The sequence below is a fragment of the Streptomyces sp. NBC_01276 genome, assembly GCF_041435355.1.
In the GTDB taxonomy this organism is placed as follows: domain Bacteria; phylum Actinomycetota; class Actinomycetes; order Streptomycetales; family Streptomycetaceae; genus Streptomyces.
This window is the reverse complement of the sequence record NZ_CP108442.1, coordinates 2,458,410-2,478,607: the sequence shown is the minus strand read 5'-3', so window position 1 is coordinate 2,478,607 and position 20,198 is coordinate 2,458,410. Positions and strand designations below refer to the sequence as shown.

Sequence of the window (20,198 nt, the reverse complement as noted above, 5' to 3'; positions counted from 1 at the left end):
TGACCGCCAAATGACCGCCCGGTAGGGTCTGGTGGATGCCCAAGCCGCTCAGCCTCCCCTTCGACCCCATCGCCCGCGCCGACGAACTCTGGCGCCGGCGCTGGGGTCCCGTGCCCTCCATGGCCGCGATCACCTCGATCATGCGGGCCCACCAGATCCTGCTGGCCGAGGTCGACGCGGTGGTGAAGCCGTACGGACTGACCTTCGCCCGCTACGAGGCGCTGGTGCTGCTGACCTTCTCCCAGGCGGGGGAGCTCCCGATGTCGAAGATCGGCGAGCGCCTGATGGTCCACCCGACCTCGGTGACGAACACCGTGGACCGGCTGATGCGGTCCGGCCTGGTGGCCAAGCGCCCCAACCCGCACGACGGCCGCGGCACGCTCGCGTCCATCACGGAGAAGGGCCGGGAGGTCGTCGAGGCGGCGACGAAGGACCTGATGGGCATCGACTTCGGCCTGGGCGCGTACGACGCCGAGGAGTGCGCGGAGATCTTCGCGCTGCTGCGCCCGCTGCGGGTGGCGGCCGCGGACTTCGAGGAGAACCAGCCCCGGGCCGGGGCCGCGTCAAGATCGCGCAAAACGGACGGTTAGGCTCGTGGCCATGAAACGAAGCGTGCTGACCCGCTACCGCGTCATGGCCTACGTGACCGCGGTCATGCTCCTGATCCTCTGTGCCTGCATGGTGGCCAAGTACGGCTTCGACACCGGCGCCGACCTGACCCTGGCGGTCTCGCAGGTCCACGGTGTGCTCTTCATGATCTACCTGGTCTTCGCCTTCGACCTGGGCTCCAAGGCGAAGTGGCCCTTCGGCAAGCTGCTGTGGGTGCTGGCGTCGGGGACCATCCCGCTGGCCGCCTTCTTCGTCGAGCGCACCGTCCGCGCGGACGTCGAGCCGCTGGTCGAGGACGCCCTGGAGCCCGCGAAGGCCTAGAGCCCCACTCGGCCGGACGCCCCGGGGAAGGACTCCCCGGGGTTTCCCATCGACATTTACTAGGACGTCCTAGTAAATTCGTGGGTATGGACGCTGACGCCATCGAGGAGGGCCGCCGACGCTGGCAGGCCCGGTATGACAAGGCCCGCAAGCGCGAGGCCGATTTCACGACGCTCTCCGGAGATGACGTCGACCCCGTCTACGGGCCCCGCCCCGGGGACTCGTACGAGGGGTTCGAGCGCATCGGCTGGCCCGGGGAGTACCCCTACACCCGTGGTCTGCACGCCACCGGCTACCGCGGCCGGACCTGGACCATCCGGCAGTTCGCCGGGTTCGGCAACGCCGAGCAGACCAACGAGCGCTACAAGATGATCCTGGCCGCCGGCGGCGGCGGCCTCTCCGTCGCCTTCGACATGCCCACCCTCATGGGCCGTGACTCCGACGACCCCCGCGCCCTCGGCGAGGTCGGCCACTGCGGCGTGGCCATCGACTCCGCCGCCGACATGGAGGTCCTCTTCAAGGACATCCCGCTCGGCGACGTCACCACCTCGATGACGATCTCCGGGCCCGCCGTACCCGCCTTCTGCATGTACCTGGTCGCCGCCGAGCGCCAGGGAGTCGACCCGGCCGTGCTCAACGGCACGCTCCAGACCGACATCTTCAAGGAGTACATCGCCCAGAAGGAGTGGCTCTTCGAACCCGAGCCGCACCTGCGCCTCATCGGCGACCTCATGGAGTACTGCGCGAACGGCATCCCGGCCTACAAGCCGCTGTCCGTCTCCGGCTACCACATCCGCGAGGCCGGGGCCACGGCGGCGCAGGAGCTCGCCTACACCCTCGCCGACGGCTTCGGCTACGTGGAGCTCGGCCTCTCCCGCGGACTGGACGTCGACCACTTCGCCTCGGGCCTCTCGTTCTTCTTCGACGCGCACCTCGACTTCTTCGAGGAGATCGCCAAGTTCCGCGCCGCCCGCCGCATCTGGGCCCGCTGGATGAAGGAGGTCTACGGGGCGAAGTCCGACAAGGCCATGTGGCTGCGCTTCCACACCCAGACGGCCGGTGTCTCCCTCACCGCCCAGCAGCCGTACAACAACGTCGTGCGCACCGCCGTCGAAGCCCTCGCGGCCGTCCTCGGCGGCACCAACTCCCTGCACACCAACGCCCTCGACGAGACCCTCGCCCTCCCCAGCGAGCAGGCCGCCGAGATCGCGCTGCGCACGCAGCAGGTGCTGATGGAGGAGACCGGCGTCGCCAACGTGGCCGACCCGCTGGGCGGCTCCTGGTACGTCGAGCAGCTCACCGACCGCATCGAGGCCGACGCCGAGAAGATCTTCGAGCAGATCAAGGAGCGCGGCCTGCGCGCCCACCCGGACGGGCAGCACCCGATCGGGCCGATCACCTCGGGCATCCTGCGCGGCATCGAGGACGGCTGGTTCACCGGGGAGATCGCCGAGTCGGCGTTCCAGTACCAGCGCGCCCTGGAGAAGGGCGACAAGCGGGTCGTCGGCGTCAACGTCCACCACGGCTCGGTCACCGGCGACCTGGAGATCCTCCGCGTCAGCCACGAGGTGGAGCGGGTCCAGGTCCAGGAGCTGGCCGAGCGCAAGGGCCGCCGCGACGACGCCAAGGTGAGCGCGGCGCTCGAATCGATGCTCGCCGCCGCCCGCGACGGCTCGAACATGATCCCGGCCATGCTGGACGCCGTACGGGCCGAGGCCACGCTCGGCGAGATCTGCAACGTCCTGCGCGACGAGTGGGGCACCTACACCGAGCCGCCCGGCTTCTGACGGACGGTCCGCGAGGCCGGTCACGCCCCCGCCGCACGGCGGGGGAGGTGGCCGGTCTTCCGCGTTCCCGGGGACGCGGCCGGTGCCCGGCGCGGGCCGACGTGCCGGGCCGACGGGGCCTCAGGCGGAAGCGGCGCCCCGCAGGCCGTGCATCAGCAGCGAGGTGAAGGCGGACACCCACAGCTCGTCCACCGGCTCGCAGCTGACCAGCGCGCGGTGCACCACCGTGCCCGCGATCACGTCGAAGATCAGGTCCGTGGCAAGGCCGGAGAGGGCCTCGTCCTCCTCGTACGGAAGTTCCCCGCGCGCCTGGGCCCGTTCGCGACCCAGTACGACGAGACGTTTCTGCCGGTCCACGATCGCCGACCGGATCCGCCCCCGCAGCGCCTCGTCCCGGGTGGACTCGGCGACCACCGCCATCAGGGCGGTGCGCGCCTCGGGGCGCCGCAGCAGCTGTGCGAACTGCAGGACCACGTACTCGATGTCGGCTTCGAGCGAGCCCCGGTCCGGGAGTTCCAGCGCGTCGAACAACTCCGCGACCGCGTCCACGACCAGCTCGCTCTTGCCCGCCCAGCGCCGGTAGAGGGTGGTCTTCGCGACGCCCGCGCGGGCCGAGACGTCCCCCATCGTCAGCTTCGACCAGCCCAGCTCCACCAGCGCGTCCCGCGTCGCCGCGAGGATCGCGGCGTCCGCCGCCGCGCTGCGGGGGCGGCCGGTGCGACCGGGCGGGGGGCTCGTACAAGGGCTGGGGTTGCGCATGGCCGAGACCATACCCGTCAGTAGCGGAACCGGCGGGGGGTCGTTCGCTGTGGTTCAGATCACGGGGCGCCCGGGGCCCGGGGGAGTTACGCTACGGCTCGTAGCGAAAGAGCGACAACCACGCGAAGGCTACTGGCGCCAGGTGGGGACCCGGCGCCGCACAACGGTTCGACCGATCAGTGGGACGATCTTTCGGGATCCTTTTCGTCGGCGCGCGCACACGGGGGAGGATGTACGCATGCAGCCCAGAAACATGTCCATGAGCGGCGTCGTCGACCTCGCCGCGGTGAAGGCGGCCGGCGAAGCCAAGGCCAAGGCCGAGCAGGCGCGCGCGGAGGCCGCCCGGCAGGGCGGCGCCGGAGCGGGCGCCGTGCCCGGTGGCGCCGTACCGCCGTCCGCGCTCGTGATCGACGTCGACGAGGCCGGCTTCGAAAGCGACGTCCTCCAGCTCTCCAACGAGGTTCCGGTCGTCCTCGACTTCTGGGCCGAGTGGTGCGAGCCGTGCAAGCAGCTCAGCCCGCTCCTGGAGCGCCTGACCGCCGAGGCGAACGGCCGCTTCGTCCTGGCGAAGATCGACGTCGACGCCAATCAGATGCTGATGCAGCAGTTCGGCATCCAGGGCATCCCGGCCGTCTTCGCCGTCGTGGCCGGCCAGGTGTTGCCGCTGTTCCAGGGCGTGGCTCCGGAGCAGCAGATCCGCGAGACCCTCGCCCAGCTGGTCCAGGTCGCCGAGGAGCGCTTCGGCCTCATCGGCCTCCAGGTGGACCCCGGTGCGCAGGGCGTGGCGGCCGAGCGGGCCCCCGAGCCGGCCGGTCCGTACGACGCCCTGCTGGAAGCGGCCGTCGTCGCCCTGGACGCGGGCGACCTGGGCGGGGCCGTGCAGGCGTACAAGAACGTGCTCGCCGACGACCCGGCCAACACCGAGGCCAAGCTGGGCCTGGCCCAGGCCGAGCTGCTGACCCGGGTGCAGCACCTGAACCCGCAGACCGTGCGCGCCGAGGCGGCCGCCCATCCGAAGGACCCGGCCGCGCAGATGGCGGCGGCCGATCTGGACCTGGCCGGCGGGCACGTCGCCGACGCCTTCGGGCGCCTGGTGGACACCGTCCGGGTCACCTTCGGTGACGAGCGGGACTCCGTACGGGTCAGGCTCCTGGAACTCTTCGAGGTCATCGGCGCGGACGACCCCCGGGTCGCCGCCGCCCGTACCGCGCTGGCGCGCGTGCTGTTCTAGGCAGGGGCCGGGCGCCCCTCCGGGTACCGGCGATTTGTTGACACGTAGATAAACAGCGGCCGCGCTTTACCAAAACTTGGTAATCGCGGCCGCTGTTACTCGCAGTAAAGCGAACCCCGTGAACTGTCCGGTTGGTTCGTTCTTCTCCCCTTCTGTCGTGGCCCTGGGTGACACCCTGTGTGGCCACTCGACGGCGGCCGGTCGCACCCCGGTTATCCAGCCGTTACCCGCCAGTAACGACCCCCCTTGTGCCCCGGCCGCGAATGGACCACGATCGGCGACGCTCGGTCCTTCCCGCAGAGCCGCTCATCCGGAGCCGCGGTGGAGGGTCCCCACCGGGCCGGCCGGTGGCAGTGGCACCGGCCGTGGGACAGGGGGGTCTCCACCACACCCGGCGGAGCCTGTCCTCCAGGTTGCGCGAACGCGTGGCCCAGTGGTTGTCGCTCGGGGGTGATCGCCGGTGTACGGGACGTGGCCCAGCCATACCCCGGCCTCCTGCGCTCCTTCCCGAGGACGTAGCACTTCTCCCATCCCAGGACGGGCACGGCCCGGACCGGAGATGTACGTCCGAGAAGGAGGAACGATATGAGTTCTCAGGTTCGTGGCGGGACCAGATGGAAGCGCTTCGCGCTCGTCATGGTGCCGAGCATCGCGGCCACGGCCGCGGTCGGTGTGGGTCTGGCGCAGGGAGCCCTCGCGGCGTCCTTCAGCGTCTCCGGCCAGGACTTCAAGGTCTCGGCCGACAAGCTCGACGGTGACGACCTGCTCCAGTACGGCAGCGTCGCCAAGGGCAAGGGTCTGGACGGCAAGGAGGCGGCCCACCCGGTCACCATCTCCGGGTTCCGCCGCGCCGAGATCACCAACATGTGCCAGTCCCTGGTCACCCCGATCCCCGGCCTGGGCCCCATCACGATGAGGCTCCAGACCGGCAACAAGGGCACGCCGGCGGTCGCGACGAACATCTACCTGGACGTCGCCGAGCTCGACACCGACGCCGAGTTCAAGGACCTGGACATCGGTGTCGCGGTCGGGGACGCGGCCGACAAGGACCACCCGACCGCACCGCAGGCCAACACGGTGGCCAACGGCGCCCTGTTCTCGCAGCGTGCCAAGAAGGCCGTGCTGACGAAGGTGCGTCAGAAGGCGTGGGCGACGACGGCGGGCACCTTCACGCTGCCCGACCTCAAGCTGCGTCTGCTCAGCGGCGACCAGCCGTGCTACCAGGACGAGAAGTAGTCGATCCCGGTCGAGCGACCGCGGGGGCGGGGGCGGACGCCGCTGTCCGCCCCCGCGGGCTCCACAGAGTTTCCGTACCACCGTTTCCAGGGAGCTGTTGTCCATGAACCCCCAGGCCCCGGTTCGCGCCGCAGACGACGCTTGGTTCACCGTGGTGTACTACCGCTTCCGTGCCTGGAGGGGGGAACGGCCCTTCTGGGCGGGTCTCTTCACCTCCCTTGGTGGCGTACCGATCGCCTACTTCCCGTACGCGGACCTCCGGCTGGGCAACATCACCATCGCGATGGCGACCACCGCCGGCGCGGGCTCGCTGATCATCGGCATCCTGCTGATCACCCTCGGCATCGCCCTCTGGTTCCAGCAGGGCATGCGGGTGTTCGCCGGTGTCGCCGCGATCCTCCTCGCGCTGGTCTCCCTGCCGGTGTCCAACCTGGGCGGTTTCTTCCTCGGATTCCTCTTCTCCCTGCTCGGCGGCGCGCTCGCGCTGTCCTGGGCCCCGGGGAAGCCGGTCGAGGAGGAGCCCGAGGCCGACGCGGAGGCCAAGGCTCAGGAGCCGGTGCACGGCCTCCTGGGGGTCCCGGGTCCCCGCGACGTGGAAACGGCTTACGCGACCGAGACCAATGCCCACGCCGATGGCGGGAGGAACAGTGCGGGGTGACGAGACGCAGAGGGGCGCGGCCCCTGGCGCAGAGTCCCGCGACAGGAAGGGCCCGCGCCACGCGGCGCCCAGGAAGTCGCTGCTGAACAAGCTCCAGATACCCGTCGGCAAGACGATGGCGCTGGCGGCGATGCCGACGGCGGTGTTCGTCGGGATGGGCATGGCCCCGAAGATGGCCCTGGCCGACGACAAGGACATCCCCTTCGCGCCCGGCCCGTGCGTGACCCGGTCCGACGAGCCGTCGGAGTCGGCCTCGCCGTCGCCGTCCAAGACGCCCTCGCCGAGCACGTCGCCCACCACGACGCCCTCGCCCGGTGCGAGCGGGGCCCCGAAGCCGGTCACCACCCCCGCGCCCGCCGCGTCCGGCTCCACCAAGAAGGAAGCGGACAAGCAGGTGCCCCCGGCGCCCAAGCCGTCCGCGAGCGCGAGCACCTCGCCCTCCCCGTCCCCTTCGGCGACCAAGAGCACGAACCCGCTCGACCCGCTGGGAGTGGGCGACGCCCTCAAGGGCCTCGTCGACTCGCTCGGCAGGCCGATCAAGGACGCGCAGAAGCCGGCCACCCCGGCGCCCGCGCCCACCCCGAGCGGCGCGACGAAGACCGCGGACCCGGCCGCGGACGCGATCCGCGACGCGGCGAAGAAGGCCGGCGTCGAGGTCAAGGAACTGCCCCAGGACGTCAAGGACACCGTCAAGACCCCGAAGGACGAGACGGGCAAGGCCGCCGACCCGAAGAAGACGGCCGACGAGACCGACCCCGAGGCCTCGCCGTCTCCCTCTCCCTCGGCCTCGGCGTCCACGGACCCTGACGGCAAGCAGCCCTTCCCGTGCCCCACCCTCGACGCCAAGGCCCTGGCCGACGCGAAGCTGGAGCAGGGCATCCCGCTGCTGCCGGACGAGCCCTGGTACCTCGACAGCTCGCTGCTGACCCTCTACGGCCTGGACTACGCGGGCATCGTCGAGGTGAAGACGGCGGGCGGCAAGGTCAAGAAGGTCCTGAAGTTCACCGCGGACTCCCTGGACATCAAGGACCTCTACCAGACGGTCGGAACGGGCAACAACATCGCGCACCTGAAGTCCCGCCCGGGCTCCACGTCCAAGATCCGCGGGGCCAAGGTGACCATGTACACCGAGAGCCTCAAGGGCAACCTCTTCGGCCTCATCCCGATCGAGTTCACCCCGAACAGCCCGCCGCCCCTGAACGTCCCCTTCGCGTTCTTCACGAACGTCAAGGTCGTCCAGGCCGGCCAGTTCGGCGGCAACCTCACCGTCCCGGGCCTGAGGAACTACATCGGCCCGGCGGAGAAGTAGCCGCGTACGCCGTACACGGATGTGGCCCGCACCCCCGAGGGGGTGCGGGCCACAACCTGTTGCGGTGCAGGGTCAGGAAACGGCCCCGGTGCCGTTCGGCGGATCCAGGAGGTCGGCCTTCGCCTGGAGGTCCTCGGCGATGTCGTCCCAGTCGGGGCCGAAGGCGAGGAGGTCGTCCGCGGCCTCGCGCAGCAGTGGGGCGTCGTCCGGTCGCTGCAGGCAGGCGATCCGGTAGGCCAGGTTCCGGGCCCACGGCGGCAGCCCGATGAAGTTCTCGGCCTTCAGCGTGCGCAGCATGGAGAGGATCTCGTCCGGGCCGGCGTAGATGATCTTCTCGACGTACTCGAACTCGGCGAGGCCGAACTGCTCGGGCGTCACGTCCGGATTGTCCTCGGGGACGACTCCGCGCCCCAGTTTCATCAGATCTGTCACGGTGTTTCCCTGTCCGGTCACAGTGCGATTTGGTAGTACGTCGACAAGGAGATCTTGTCCGGTCCGACCTTGAAGATGTGCCCCATGATCCTGATGCCGTCGATCGTGACGTCCAGTTTCTGCAGCCCCTCCATGCTTCCGCCCTTACCCATGTGCTCCAGAGTCTTGAGGATAAGAGCCTTTTCGATGTCATCGGGGTTCAGGTGCGTCGTGTCCAGAGCCGGGAAGGCCACCTCGCCCTTCCTGGCGTCGTGGGCCCGGTGGAAGGCGTGGCCAGTGCTGATCGTCCACTTCCAGCCGCCGGCTTCGACGGCCCGCTTGAGGAGTGTGGGACTCAGGCCCGCGGCGCTGGTGATGCGGAAGGCGCCGAATTCCATGCGCGCGCCGATCATCGCGATCGGCTTCAACCGCGCCAGTGTCTGGGCGGCGGCCTCCGTCGTAGCGAAGAACTTGCCCAGGCCGGTCGCGATCTTGGCCACGGCCACCGCGAGCTGCGGGATCTTCAGTACCGAGGCACCGATGAGGACCACGTTCAGTGCCGTCCACAGGCAGCTCTCCACGTCCAGTGTGGAGAAGCACTTCCTCGCGTCGGTGATGCCCAGGACGTCGAGGAGGATCTGGCCGCCGTTCTCGATCACCCAGTCGATCACGTCCATGTTGGCCGCGGCCAGGGCGGCGCGGTACTCGTCCACGCAGGCCTGTCCACAGGCCTTGCGCAGTGCGTCCTCCTGGCTCAGGTTCAGATCGGCCCCGCCGTAGCCGGGACCGCCGTTGGACTTGGCCGCGTCGAGCTGGTGAGCCCGTAGCTCCTCTTCCCACTTGCGGTAGGCCTCTTCTGCCCGGCCCGCCGACGCGTCCGCGTCTTTCGCGGACTGCTGGGCGTTGGCGGCGGCGCCTTCGGCTGCCTTCGCGTCGGACTCGGCCTTGGTGGCCGTGCTGCTCGCTGCGTCGGCGTCCTTGGTCGCGGCGTTCGCCGCGGTACGGGCGTTGGCGGCGCTCTTCTCGGCCTCGGTGGCCTCGCTGTTCGCGCCCGCCGCCTCGCTCGCGGCATCCCTCGACGCGTTGCCGGCGAGGACGACCTCGGCTCCGGCCTGGGAGTTGTACTCCGTCGTCTTGGTGTCCGCCGTCTTCGCGGCGGAGGCGGCAGCCGCCGCCGTGGCGGCGGAGGCGCGCGCCGCGGCCACCGACTTCAGGGCCGCGGCCGTGTCCGCGGCGGCGGCCGCGGCCGCCTGCGCGGCGAGCTTGGCGTCGCCGCTCGCCTTGTCGGCGAGCGCCTTGGCGTCGGCCGCTGCCTTGGTGGCCTCGTTGGACTTCGCGGTTGCCGCGGCCGCCTGCTGGTCGGCGAGGGGCTTGGCCGTCTGCCCGATCAGGACCGCGAAGGCCGCCGCCGAGTCCGACTCGCGGTACGGGGTGCCCGTCGCGATGGCGGTGTTGGCCGGCTTGACCGCCTCCGCGGCGGAGTCGCGGGCCGCCACGGCCGCCTGCGAGGTGGCGAAGGCGTACCCGGCGGTGACCACGGACCAGGCCGCGGTCTTCTCGGCCTCGGCCTTCGCGGCGGTGGCGTCCTTCCTGGCCTGGGCCGTGGCGGCCTGGGCCTTCTTGGCCTCCTGTTCCGCCTTGACGGCGTTCGCGGACGCGGCGTCCGAGGCGTCGATGGCCTCGGCGGCCGCGGCGTGCGCGGTCTGGGCGGCCGCGTAGCTGTTCCACCACTGCGAGTTCGCGTTGTCGTACGCGGCCTGTGCGCGGGCGGCGGCGCCTTCGGCGCGGGTGGCGGCGGCGCGGGCGTCGACCGCCGCGGTGCCCGCCTCGTCGGCGGCGGTACGTGCCCGGCCCGCCGCCCCCTTCGCGTCGTTGGCGGCGGTACGGGCCTCCGTCGCGGCCTTGCGGCTGTCGCCGGCTGCGGCCGTGCCCTCGGAGGCGGCCGCCGCGGACTCCAGGGCGGCGGCGCGGGCGTCTTTCGCCCGCATCGTGCGTTCGGCCTCGGCAGCGCCGTCGCGGGCGAGGGCGGCCTTGGTTTCGGCGGCCTCGGCGGCGTCCCGCTTGTCCGCCGCGGTGTCGCCCGCGCTCTCGGCCGCGGTGCGGGCCTTGGCGGCCGCCTCGCGTTCGGTGGTGGCCCGGCCCTCGGCCGCCAGGGCCTTGTTCCGTGCCGCCGTCGCCTTCGCGTGCTCCGCCTTGGCGACGTCGCGTTCCTGCTCCGCCTTGACGCGCTGTGCCTTGGCGTTCTCCGCAGCGGTCTTGGCCGTGGCCTGAGCGGTCTCGGCCTTCGTCTGGGCGGCCTTCGCCTTGGTGGCGTTGTCGGCGGCTTCCTTCGCCTGGGCCGCGGCGGAGTCGGCCGCCGCCTTGGCCTGGGCGGCGGCTTCCTGGGCGGCGATGCGGCGGAACTCGGTGTTCAGGGCGTGCGACTGGGTCTGCGCCAGCGCGTACAGGGTCTTGCTGTCCGCGACGGTCGCCTTCGCGGCGTTCGACGCGGTCAGCGAGGCCTTGGCGGCGGCCTCGGCGGCGGCGGCCGAGGCCTTGGCGACCTGGACGGACTGCTGCGCGAACAGCAGGCCGCGCCCGCGCGGGGTCTTGGCGACGTCGGCGATGGCCCAGGCGGAGCTCTGGGCGACGCCCGCCTTGTCGGACGCCGTCCTGGCGGCGGCCGACGCGGTCGCCGCCGTCTTCGCCTGGTCGGCGGCCTTGGTGCGGGCCGTCCCCAGGTCCTTGGTGGCCTGGGTGAAGACGGACGCGGCGGGTCGGCCCGACGCGTTCGCCGGCTGGTCCCCCCAGTACTTCTGCCAGGTCAGGATCTGGTCGGCGAGCCATGCCTGGCCGAGCGACTCGATCATGGCCTCGGTGGCCTTGCGGGCCTCCGTGGCCGCCGCGACCTCGGCGTTGACGATCTCGTTGCGCGGCGTCTTCTGGGTGGCGTACTCCTGCTCCCACTCCAGGTGCGCGGTCACGACGATCGGGGACATGACCCGGTAGTAGTCGACCGGGTTGAGGCTGTCACAGGAGCCCCAGGCGGCCTTCAGGGCCTCTACCTCCAGGCGGAACTCGACCGAGTCCTCGGCCGGGGCCTGCTTCATGAAGCCGCCGAGGCGCAGGTAGCGGGCGACATCGCTGGCGGTGGTGGCGCCGTAGTTGTACTCGGTCTTGTCGGCGTCGCTCAGCATGGAGTCGGCGACGAAGTCCAGGTTCGGGTCCTGGCCCTTGAGCGTGGCGGCGAGAGCCCTGGCCTTGTCCGCCGTGGCCTTGGACGCCGGCGCGTGGCCGTCGCCGCCCAGCTGGTAGTAGAGGTCACGCTGGGGGCCCAGGGTGAAGGCGACGATGTCCTTGTCGAACTGCGGGGCGTACTGCGGGATGCCCGCGGCGGTGCCGGACTTCCAGTACGGGTAGTTCGAGGCCTCCCAGCGTTCGCGACGCTCGGCGGACGCGACGGGGGAGCCTTCGCGGGAGTCCCGGTCCTTGAACATCGCCTGGCGCAGGGGGTCCATGCCCGTGCCCATGGCGGTTGCCGCGGCGAGCTCCGCCGGGGTGCCGGTGAGGGCCTTGGCGGCGACGCCCTTCATCTCGGGACCGCCGATGTGCAGGGCGAAGCCGCCCGCGCAGCGGTGGAGGCGGTCCTGGACGCCCAGGCTGATGGGCCGGTAGGCCGGCTCGTCGTCCGGCGGGATTTCCACGGCCGAGGCCGGGGCGGCACTGATGAGGCCGGCCAGCAGGGCGGCGCTGGTGGCCACGGCGGTGCTGGCGAGGCCGCGCCTCACGGTGGCCCGAACTCTCGGGCTCCGGCCCCTCAAAAGGGTCGATCTTTGCACGTGCCTGCCTGTTCTTCGGAGCGAAGTGAACAGCCCGAAGGAAGGCTCAAGTGTTTGTATGCGCTGGTCAGGCGCGTGTGATGAGTTCTCTGCCTTCCCCCGAGGCGTGAACGGACAGTGTCATGATCAGACTTACCGCCGGTAGCGTGTTTTCGGCCATTCCTACCCGACGGTAGGAATTGCACAGGAAACGTGCAGGGAATGCACAGGATCGGCAGGCCCGGAGACGCACCGAGGGCGGCACCCCGAGCGAATCGGGGTGCCGCCCTCGGTCTCCGTGCGGCAGAGTCCGGTCGGTGGGTCAGGCCTGGGAGGCGTTGCCCAGGTGGTGGACGCGGACCATGTTGGTCGTGCCCGGGACGCCGGGGGGCGAGCCGGCGGTGATGATCATGGTGTCGCCGGAGGCGTAGCGGCCCAGCTTGAGCAGCTCGCCGTCCACCAGGTCGACCATCGCGTCCGTGTTGTCCACGTGCGGGACGACGTAGGAGTCGACGCCCCAGCTCAGGGTGAGCTGGTTGCGGGTGTTCACGTCCGTGGTGAAGGCCATGATCGGCTGCGTGGCGCGGTAGCGCGACAGACGGCGGGCCGTGTCACCGGACTGGGTGAAGGCGATGAGCGCCTTGCCATCGAGGAAGTCCGCGATCTCGCAGGCCGCGCGGGCGACGGAGCCGCCCTGGGTGCGCGGCTTCTTGCCCTGGACCAGCGGCTGGAGGCCCTTGGAGAGCAGCTCCTCCTCGGCCGCCGCGACGATCTTCGACATCGTCTTGACGGTCTCGATGGGGTACGCGCCCACCGAGGACTCCGCGGAGAGCATGACCGCGTCGGCCCCGTCCAGGATCGCGTTGGCCACGTCGGAGGCCTCGGCGCGGGTCGGGCGGGAGTTGGTGATCATCGACTCCATCATCTGGGTCGCGACGATCACCGGCTTGGCGTTGCGGCGGCACATCTCGATGAGCCGCTTCTGGACCATCGGGACCTTTTCGAGCGGGTACTCGACGGCGAGGTCGCCGCGGGCCACCATGACCGCGTCGAAGGCGTCGACGACCGCCGCCATGTTCTCGACGGCCTGGGGCTTCTCGACCTTGGCGATGACGGGGACCCGGCGGCCCTCCTCGTCCATCACCTTGTGGACGTCCTTGACGTCGTTGGCGTCGCGGACGAAGGAGAGGGCGACCATGTCGCAGCCCATCCGCAGGGCGAAGCGCAGGTCGTCGACGTCCTTCTCCGACAGGGCGGGGACGTTCACGGCGGCACCCGGAAGGTTGATGCCCTTGTGGTCCGAGATCACACCGCCCTCGATGACGATGGTCTTGACCCGCGGGCCCTCGACCTCCGTCACCCGCAGTTCGACGTTGCCGTCGTTGATCAGGATCTGGTCACCCATGGCGACGTCGCCCGGGAGGCCCTTGTAGGTGGTGCCGCAGATGGACTTGTCGCCCGGGACGTCCTCGGTGGTGATGGTGAACTCGTCACCGCGCACCAGCTCGACGGGACCCTCGGCGAAGGTCTCCAGACGGATCTTCGGGCCCTGGAGGTCGGCGAGCACGCCGACCGCGCGCCCGGTGTCCTCGGAGACCTTCCGGACGCGGTCGTACCGCTCCTGGTGTTCTGCCTGGGATCCGTGGCTGAAGTTGAATCGGGCCACGTTCATACCTGCCTCGATGAGCGCTTTCAGCTGCTCATACGAGTCGACGGCGGGGCCCAGCGTGCAGACGATTTTGGAACGGCGCATGAAGCGGATCCTATCCGTTTGTTTCGTAGCGGAATATTCCGTCTGGTGGAAAGTCCAAGTGACTACTGGGTAACCAGCGCGTACGCCTGAGTGGCGATCTCCAGTTCCTCATCGGTCGGGACCACGGCCACGGCCACCCGGGCGTACTCCGCCGACACCAGCCGGGGCTCGGCGGACCGGACGGCATTGGCTTCGGGGTCCAGCACGAGACCCAGCTCTTCCAGTCCCGCCACCGCAGCCTCCCGGACGCCGGCCGCGTTCTCCCCGACGCCCGCCGTGAACGCCACCGCGTCCACCCGGCCGAGTACCGCCGTATAGGCGCCGATGTACTTCTTCAGACGGTGCACGTACGCGGCCAGCGCGAGCCGGGCCGCCGGGTCGCCCCCGTCCGCCCGCCGCTGCACCTCGCGCATGTCGTTGTCGCCGCACAGACCCAGCAGACCGCTCTTCTTGTTCAGCAGCGAGTCGATCTCGTCGACGGACAGGCCGCCGACCCGGGCCAGGTGGAAGACGACCGCGGGGTCCACGTCGCCCGAACGGGTCCCCATGACCAGGCCCTCCAGCGGGGTCAGGCCCATCGAGGTCTCCTCGCACACCCCGCCCCGGACGGCCGAGGCGGAGGCCCCGTTGCCCAGGTGGAGCACGATCACGTTGACGTCCTCGACCGGCTTGCCCAGCAGCGCCGCCGTCGCCCGGGAGACGTAGGCGTGCGAGGTGCCGTGGAAGCCGTAGCGCCGGATGGCGTACTTGTCGGCCGTCGCCGCGTCGATCGCGTACCGGGCCACGTGCTCCGGCATCGTCGAGTGGAAGGCCGTGTCGAAGACGGCGACCTGCGGGACGTCCGCGCGCAGCGAGCGGGCCACCTCGATGCCGGTCACGTTCGCCGGGTTGTGCAGCGGGGCCAGCGGGATCAGGCTGCGGATCTCCGCGAGCACCTCGTCGTCGATCACCGTCGGCTGCGTGAAGCGGGTCCCGCCGTGCACCACCCGGTGCCCGACCGCGGCCAGCTCCGGGGAGTCCAGGCCCGTGCCGTCGGCGGCCAGCTCCGCGGCGACCGCCTTCAGGGCGGCCTCGTGGTCGGCGATCGGGCCGAGCCGCTCGCGCCTGCCGGCCGCGGCGCCGGGGCCGCTGAGGGGTTCGTGCACGAGCCGGGAGGTCTCCTCACCGATCCGCTCCACCAGCCCCGCCGCGAGGCGGGACCGGTCCGCCATGTCGAGGAGCTGGTACTTGACCGACGAGGAGCCGGAGTTGAGGACGAGTACGCGCGATGCGGTCACGGTGGCGGTCTTTCCTTCGTGCGGACGGACGGACGGACGGAGGGAGGTCAGGCGGAGGCGGACGGCGCGCCCTGGGACTGCGCCTGGATCGCGGTGATGGCCACGGTGGTGACGATGTCCTGCACCAGCGCGCCCCGCGAGAGGTCGTTGACCGGCTTGCGCAGACCCTGGAGCACCGGGCCGACCGCGACGGCGCCCGCCGAACGCTGCACGGCCTTGTACGTGTTGTTGCCCGTGTTGAGGTCGGGGAAGATCAGCACGCTCGCCCGGCCGGCCACCTCGGAGTCCGGCAGCTTGGTCGCCGCGACCGACGGTTCCACCGCGGCGTCGTACTGGATCGGACCCTCCACGGCCAGGTCGGGACGCTGCGCGCGGACGATCTCGGTGGCCTTGCGGACCTTGTCCACGTCCGCGCCCGAACCGGAGGTGCCGGTCGAGTACGAGAGCATCGCGATCCGCGGCTCCACGCCGAAGGCGGCGGCGGTCGCGGCGGACTGGACGGCGATGTCGGCGAGCTGCTCGGCGTTCGGGTCCGGGTTGACGGCGCAGTCGCCGTAGACGAGGACCTTGTCTGCCAGGCACATGAAGAAGACCGAGGAGACGATCGAGGCCTCCGGCTTGGTCTTGATGATCTCGAAGGCCGGACGGATGGTCGCGGCGGTGGAGTGCACCGAGCCGGAGACCATGCCGTCGGCGAGCCCCTGCTGGACCATCAGGGTGCCGAAGTAGTTGACGTCGGTGACCACGTCGGCGGCCAGTTCGACGGTCATGCCCTTGTGGGCGCGGGCCTGCGCGTAGTACTCGGAGAACCGTTCCCGCAGGGGCGAGGTCGCCGGGTCGATCAGCTGCGCGCCCGAGATGTCGAGGCCCAGGTCGCCGGCCTTCTTCAGGATCGCCTGCTCCTCGCCCAGCAGGGTCAGGTCGCAGACCCCGCGGCGCAGCACCACGTCGGCCGCGCGCAGCACGCGCTCCTCGGTGCCCTCGGGCAGTACGACGCGACGCCGCTCGGAGCGGGCCCGCTCCAGCAGCTCGTGCTCGAACATCATCGGGGTGACCCGCTCGGACCGCGCCACGGACAGCAGCCCGCGCAGTTCGGCGGTGTCCACGTGCCGTTCGAAGAGACCGAGGGCCGTCTCCAGCTTGCGCGGGGTCGCGGAGTTCAACCGGCTCTGCAGCGAGAAGAGTTCGGCGGCCGTCGGGAAGCTGTTGCCGGCCACCGACACCACCGGGGTGCCCGGTGCCAGCTTCGAGGCCAGGGTCAGGACCTCGTCGGTCGGGCGCTCGTTCAGGGTCAGCAGCACGCCCGCGATCGGCGGGGTCCCGGAGGTGTGCGCGGCCAGCGCCCCCACGACCAGGTCCGAGCGGTCCCCGGGGGTGACGACCAGGCAGCCGGGGGTCAGGGCGTTCAGGAAGTTCGGCAGCATCGCGCCGCCGAAGACGAAGTCCAGGGCGTCGCGCGCCAGCCCGGCCTCGTCACCGAGGAGCACCTCGCCGCCGAGCGCCCGGGTGATCTGGGCGACGGTGGGGGCCGACAGGGACTTGTCGTCGGGCAGCACGTAGCAGGGCACCGGCAGCCGGGCCGCGAGCCGCTCGGCTATGACGTCGCGGTCCTCGGGGGCCACCCGGTTGACGACCATCGCCACGACGTGGCAGCCCAGGCTCTCGTAGGCCCGGTGGGCGTTGCGCGCCTCGGCGCGCACGGCCTCGGCGGGGTGCTTGGTGCCGCCCACCACGGGGACGACGACGGCGCCGAGCTCGTTGGCGAGCCGGGCGTTCAGCGCGAGCTCGTCCGGGAGGTTCGTGTCGGCGTAGTCGGTGCCGAGGACCAGCATGACCTCGTAGTCGCGGGCCACCCGGTGGTAGCGGTCGACCAGCCGGGACACCAGCTCGTCGGTGCCCCTCTCGGCGAGGATCGCGGAGGCCTCCTCGTACTCCATGCCGTACGCCGTCGCGGCGTCCTGGTCGATCCGGTAGCGGGCCTTGAGGAGGTCGAAGAGCCGGTCGGGGCCGTCGTGCAGCAGCGGCCGGTACACGCCGACCCGGCCCGTCTGACGCGTCAGGAGCTCCATGATCCCCAGCTCGACGACCTGGCGGCCGTCCCCCCGCTCGATACCGGTCACGTACACGCTGCGCGTCACGCGTGCTCTCCGTCCCATGATGTGTGTGCCGGGCCGGCCCCGCCGCGGAGCGGGGAGATCTTCGACCCGGTTGTCCCGATTGATGCGGGCTTGACCTCTTGACAATACCTCTGTGGATGGATAGGGCGCCCGCCGGGCAAAAGGCCTGGCGGGGAGGGTCGAAAGGCCCGGTGGGCGGATCGGCGCGGCGAGCACACCCTCCTCGGACCGTGGAACAATCGGACGGGGTACACCATTACGCCCTTCATCTTGTACGGCCGTACGCCCGCACGCGCCCGGCCGGGTACGACCAGGAGCAGGAGACACAGCACGATGCGTATCGGAGTTCTCACCGCAGGCGGCGACTGTCCGGGCCTGAACGCTGTCATCCGGTCGGTCGTACACCGTGCCGTGGTCGGTCACGGGGACGAGGTCATCGGTTTCGAAGATGGTTTCAAGGGCCTCCTCGACGGTCACTACCGCCCCCTCGACATCAACGCCGTCAGCGGCATCCTGGCCCGCGGCGGCACCATCCTCGGCTCGGCGCGCATGGAGCGCGCCCGGCTCCACGAAGCGGCCGAGAACGCGGCCGAGTTGGCCCGGCGCTACGAGATCGACGCGCTGATCCCGATCGGCGGCGAGGGCACCCTGACGGCCGCCCGGATGCTGTCCGAAGCCGGGATGCCGGTGGTCGGCGTGCCGAAGACCATCGACAACGACATCTCCGCCACCGACCGCACCTTCGGCTTCGACACCGCCGTCATGGTCGCCACCGAGGCCATCGACCGCCTCAAGACCACCGCCGAATCGCACCAGCGCGTGATGGTGGTCGAGGTCATGGGCCGCCACGCGGGCTGGATCGCCCTGGAGTCGGGCATGGCCGGCGGCGCCCACGGCATCTGCCTGCCGGAGCGCCCGTTCGAGGTGGAAGCCCTGGCCAAGATGGTGGAGGAACGATTCGCCCGGGGCAAGAAGTTCGCCGTCATCTGCGTGGCGGAGGGCGCGCATCCGGCCGAGGGGTCCATGCCGTACGAGAAGGGTGCGATCGACGCCTACGGCCACGAGCGCTTCGCCGGCATCGGCAACCGCCTCGCCGTCGAGCTGGAGCACCGCCTGGGCAAGGAGGCCCGCCCGGTCATCCTCGGCCACGTCCAGCGCGGCGGCACCCCCACCGCCTACGACCGCGTCCTCGCGACCCGCTTCGGCTGGCACGCGGTGGAGGCCGTCCACCGCGGCGACTACGGCAACATGACCGCCCTGCGCGGCACCGACATCGTGATGGCCCCGCTCGCCCACGCGGTCACCGAGCTGAAGACCGTCCCGGAGAACCGGATGTACGAGGCCGAGTCGGTCTTCTGACCCGGTCCGACAGGCCCGGCCCATCGGGACCTTCGACCCCACTCGCGCGCCGAACGGCCCCGGGCGTCTCCCTCGTGGAGCGCCCGGGGCCGTTTCGTCGCAGGAGGGAGTGTGGCCTATCCCGCACCGCCGGCCAGCGCCCAGAACCGGTCCACGATCTCCGCGAGGAACTCCCGGCCCGCGTCCCCGGTCCCGGCCGCGCCCCCGCCGCCGCCCCAGCTCAGGGTGGCCACCATCCGCGACTGGTAGTCGTTGTGCATCGTCTCCAGGACCCGCTCCAGATGGGCCTTGGGCACCGGCAGCAGCTTGGCCAGCGGTTTCGTGTACGCCTGCCAGCGGGTGGTGACCGCGCTGCGCAGCAGTCCGGCGAGCTCCTCCTCCTTGCCGGTCGCCGCCACGAACTGGGCCAGGGTCAGGCCGAGCACCGAGGCGAGGGCCGCGGACTGCCGTTCGTTGCCCTTCCAGCGCCCGGTGTCCTCCATCTTCTGGTACGCGTTCGCGTCCAGCCCGATCCGCCGGGCCAGGTCGTCGGGGTCCAGGCCGCGCGCCATGCGGTGTTCGCGCAGGGAGACGGGCTCGGCGAGCAGTTCGCCCGGGGCGCACCAGAGCACGCCGGCGAGCGCCGTGAGCTCGGTGGCGCTGGGGGACTGTTCCCCCCGCTCCCACGCCATCACGGTTTCGGGCGCGACGAGCAGTCCGTACTGGGCGCGCAGGCCATAGGCGACATGACCGGGAGCCATGCCCAGGGCCGCGCGCAGACGACGCGCGGCGGGGGCATTGAAAGGTGGGCTGGAGTGCACATGGCACACCGTAGGAGTGGCCGAGGCGTGGCGACTACCAACCAATCAAACAAGCTCATAACTCGTAGGAAAGTCCTATGGAGTTTGACGCTTTAGGCCGGTTTCCCTGCGACTGTCCGGTAATCGGATTAAGAGAAGATCCAATATCAGCGTACGGATTCAGCCACTCCATTTCAGGTGTCTTCCGCACACTCGTGGAGTGATCCCCGTCACAGGTCCCGAACCGGACATCCACCCCGTACGTGATCCATAACGGGGACCCTCGCACACGGGGGTGGCGAGGGTCCCCGGAATTCCCCGCCCGTGCCCGCCCTTGCCTTGACGTCGGCGTCAAGCCCTACGGTCGTTCCATGCGCATCGGCGAACTGGCGAAGCAGGCCGGGACCAGCACACGGACCCTCAGGTACTACGAATCACGCGGGCTGCTGGCCGCCCGGCGGACGGGCAACGGCTACCGCGACTACGACGAGGGCGACCTGCGGCTGCTGCGGCAGATCCGCATCCTCCAGGACTTCGGCTTCGAACTGGAGGAGACCCGCCCCTTCGTCGACTGCCTGCGCGCCGGCCATCCGGCCGGGGATTCCTGCCCGGCCTCCCTCGCCGTCTACCGGCGCAAGCTCGACGAGCTCGACGGCCTCATCGGCCAGCTCGCCGGCGTCCGCGAGCAGGTCGCCCGGCAGCTGGCCGCCGCCGAGGAGGCAGCCGGCAGCGCCGCCGGCCAGGGCGCCGGGGAACCGCCCGCGCCGCGCTGCGAGATGACCGGCTGACCCACGA

16 protein-coding genes are annotated in these 20,198 nt (G+C 70.9%); 9 read left to right on the top strand and 7 right to left on the bottom strand.

The window, feature by feature from the left end; translation table 11 throughout:
* Nucleotides 1-35: 35 nt before the first annotated feature.
* The 3 genes from OG295_RS10380 (at nt 36) to OG295_RS10370 (ending at nt 2,717) form a co-directional block, all read left to right on the top strand.
* The gene (locus tag OG295_RS10380) at nt 36-590 is read left to right on the top strand and encodes a MarR family winged helix-turn-helix transcriptional regulator (RefSeq protein WP_371676621.1); all 555 of its coding nucleotides are present in this window, start codon (nt 36-38) and stop codon (nt 588-590) included.
* 10 nt (nt 591-600) lie between these two features.
* Nucleotides 601-930: a DUF3817 domain-containing protein gene (locus OG295_RS10375; RefSeq protein WP_371676620.1), complete on the top strand. Its 330-nt coding sequence runs from the start codon at nt 601-603 to the stop codon at nt 928-930.
* Between the two features lie 86 nt (nt 931-1,016).
* A complete protein-coding gene (locus OG295_RS10370; RefSeq protein ID WP_371676619.1) occupies nt 1,017-2,717 on the top strand; it encodes a methylmalonyl-CoA mutase in 1,701 nt (566 codons plus the stop codon).
* A gap of 120 nt (nt 2,718-2,837) precedes the next feature.
* Here OG295_RS10370 and OG295_RS10365 read toward each other — a convergent pair whose 3' ends face one another.
* Entirely contained in the window at nt 2,838-3,476 is a 639-nt protein-coding gene (locus OG295_RS10365) for a TetR/AcrR family transcriptional regulator (RefSeq protein ID WP_371676618.1), read from the bottom strand.
* Between the two features lie 238 nt (nt 3,477-3,714).
* On the opposite strand from OG295_RS10365, the gene OG295_RS10360 reads away from it, so the two are divergent.
* The 4 genes from OG295_RS10360 (at nt 3,715) to OG295_RS10345 (ending at nt 7,910) form a co-directional block, all read left to right on the top strand.
* Nucleotides 3,715-4,707, top strand: a complete 993-nt coding sequence (locus OG295_RS10360) for a tetratricopeptide repeat protein (RefSeq protein ID WP_371676617.1) — start codon at nt 3,715-3,717, stop codon at nt 4,705-4,707.
* Between the two features lie 585 nt (nt 4,708-5,292).
* Complete coding sequence (locus OG295_RS10355; RefSeq protein ID WP_371676616.1) at nt 5,293-5,943, top strand: DUF6230 family protein; 651 nt, start codon at nt 5,293-5,295, stop codon at nt 5,941-5,943.
* 103 nt (nt 5,944-6,046) lie between these two features.
* A complete protein-coding gene (locus OG295_RS10350) occupies nt 6,047-6,601 on the top strand; it encodes a DUF6114 domain-containing protein (protein ID WP_371676615.1) in 555 nt (184 codons plus the stop codon).
* Nucleotides 6,591-7,910: a hypothetical protein gene (locus tag OG295_RS10345; protein WP_371681155.1), complete on the top strand. Its 1,320-nt coding sequence runs from the start codon at nt 6,591-6,593 to the stop codon at nt 7,908-7,910. Before OG295_RS10350 ends, OG295_RS10345 begins: the two co-directional genes overlap by 11 nt.
* Before the next feature lie 72 nt (nt 7,911-7,982).
* Here OG295_RS10345 and OG295_RS10340 read toward each other — a convergent pair whose 3' ends face one another.
* The 5 genes from OG295_RS10340 to pta all read right to left on the bottom strand — a co-directional run bounded on the left by OG295_RS10340 (nt 7,983) and on the right by pta (nt 17,286).
* Nucleotides 7,983-8,342: a hypothetical protein gene (locus OG295_RS10340; protein WP_371676614.1), complete on the bottom strand. Its 360-nt coding sequence runs from the start codon at nt 8,340-8,342 to the stop codon at nt 7,983-7,985.
* A 17-nt stretch (nt 8,343-8,359) separates the two neighbouring features.
* A complete protein-coding gene (locus OG295_RS10335) occupies nt 8,360-12,088 on the bottom strand; it encodes a hypothetical protein (protein ID WP_371676613.1) in 3,729 nt (1,242 codons plus the stop codon).
* 352 nt (nt 12,089-12,440) lie between these two features.
* Nucleotides 12,441-13,871 carry a pyruvate kinase gene (pyk, locus tag OG295_RS10330; RefSeq protein ID WP_371676612.1) on the bottom strand — a complete coding sequence of 477 codons (1,431 nt, stop codon included), beginning with the start codon at nt 13,869-13,871 and terminating at the stop codon, nt 12,441-12,443.
* 62 nt (nt 13,872-13,933) lie between these two features.
* On the bottom strand, nt 13,934-15,148 hold the full coding sequence (locus OG295_RS10325; protein ID WP_371676611.1) for an acetate kinase: 1,215 nt from the start codon (nt 15,146-15,148) through the stop codon (nt 13,934-13,936).
* A gap of 47 nt (nt 15,149-15,195) precedes the next feature.
* The gene (gene pta / locus OG295_RS10320) at nt 15,196-17,286 is read right to left on the bottom strand and encodes a phosphate acetyltransferase (protein WP_371676610.1); all 2,091 of its coding nucleotides are present in this window, start codon (nt 17,284-17,286) and stop codon (nt 15,196-15,198) included.
* Nucleotides 17,287-17,598: 312 nt separating this feature from the next.
* On the opposite strand from pta, the gene OG295_RS10315 reads away from it, so the two are divergent.
* Nucleotides 17,599-18,624, top strand: coding sequence for an ATP-dependent 6-phosphofructokinase (locus tag OG295_RS10315; RefSeq protein WP_371676609.1), 1,026 nt, complete (start codon nt 17,599-17,601; stop codon nt 18,622-18,624).
* 116 nt (nt 18,625-18,740) lie between these two features.
* Here the strand turns inward: OG295_RS10315 and OG295_RS10310 are convergent, their stop codons facing one another.
* Nucleotides 18,741-19,364 (bottom strand): helix-turn-helix domain-containing protein, encoded by a 624-nt coding sequence (locus OG295_RS10310; protein WP_371681154.1) that lies wholly within the window; start codon nt 19,362-19,364, stop codon nt 18,741-18,743.
* A gap of 410 nt (nt 19,365-19,774) precedes the next feature.
* On the opposite strand from OG295_RS10310, the gene OG295_RS10305 reads away from it, so the two are divergent.
* Nucleotides 19,775-20,191 carry a MerR family transcriptional regulator gene (locus OG295_RS10305; RefSeq protein ID WP_371676608.1) on the top strand — a complete coding sequence of 139 codons (417 nt, stop codon included), beginning with the start codon at nt 19,775-19,777 and terminating at the stop codon, nt 20,189-20,191.
* Nucleotides 20,192-20,198: the final 7 nt, after the last annotated feature.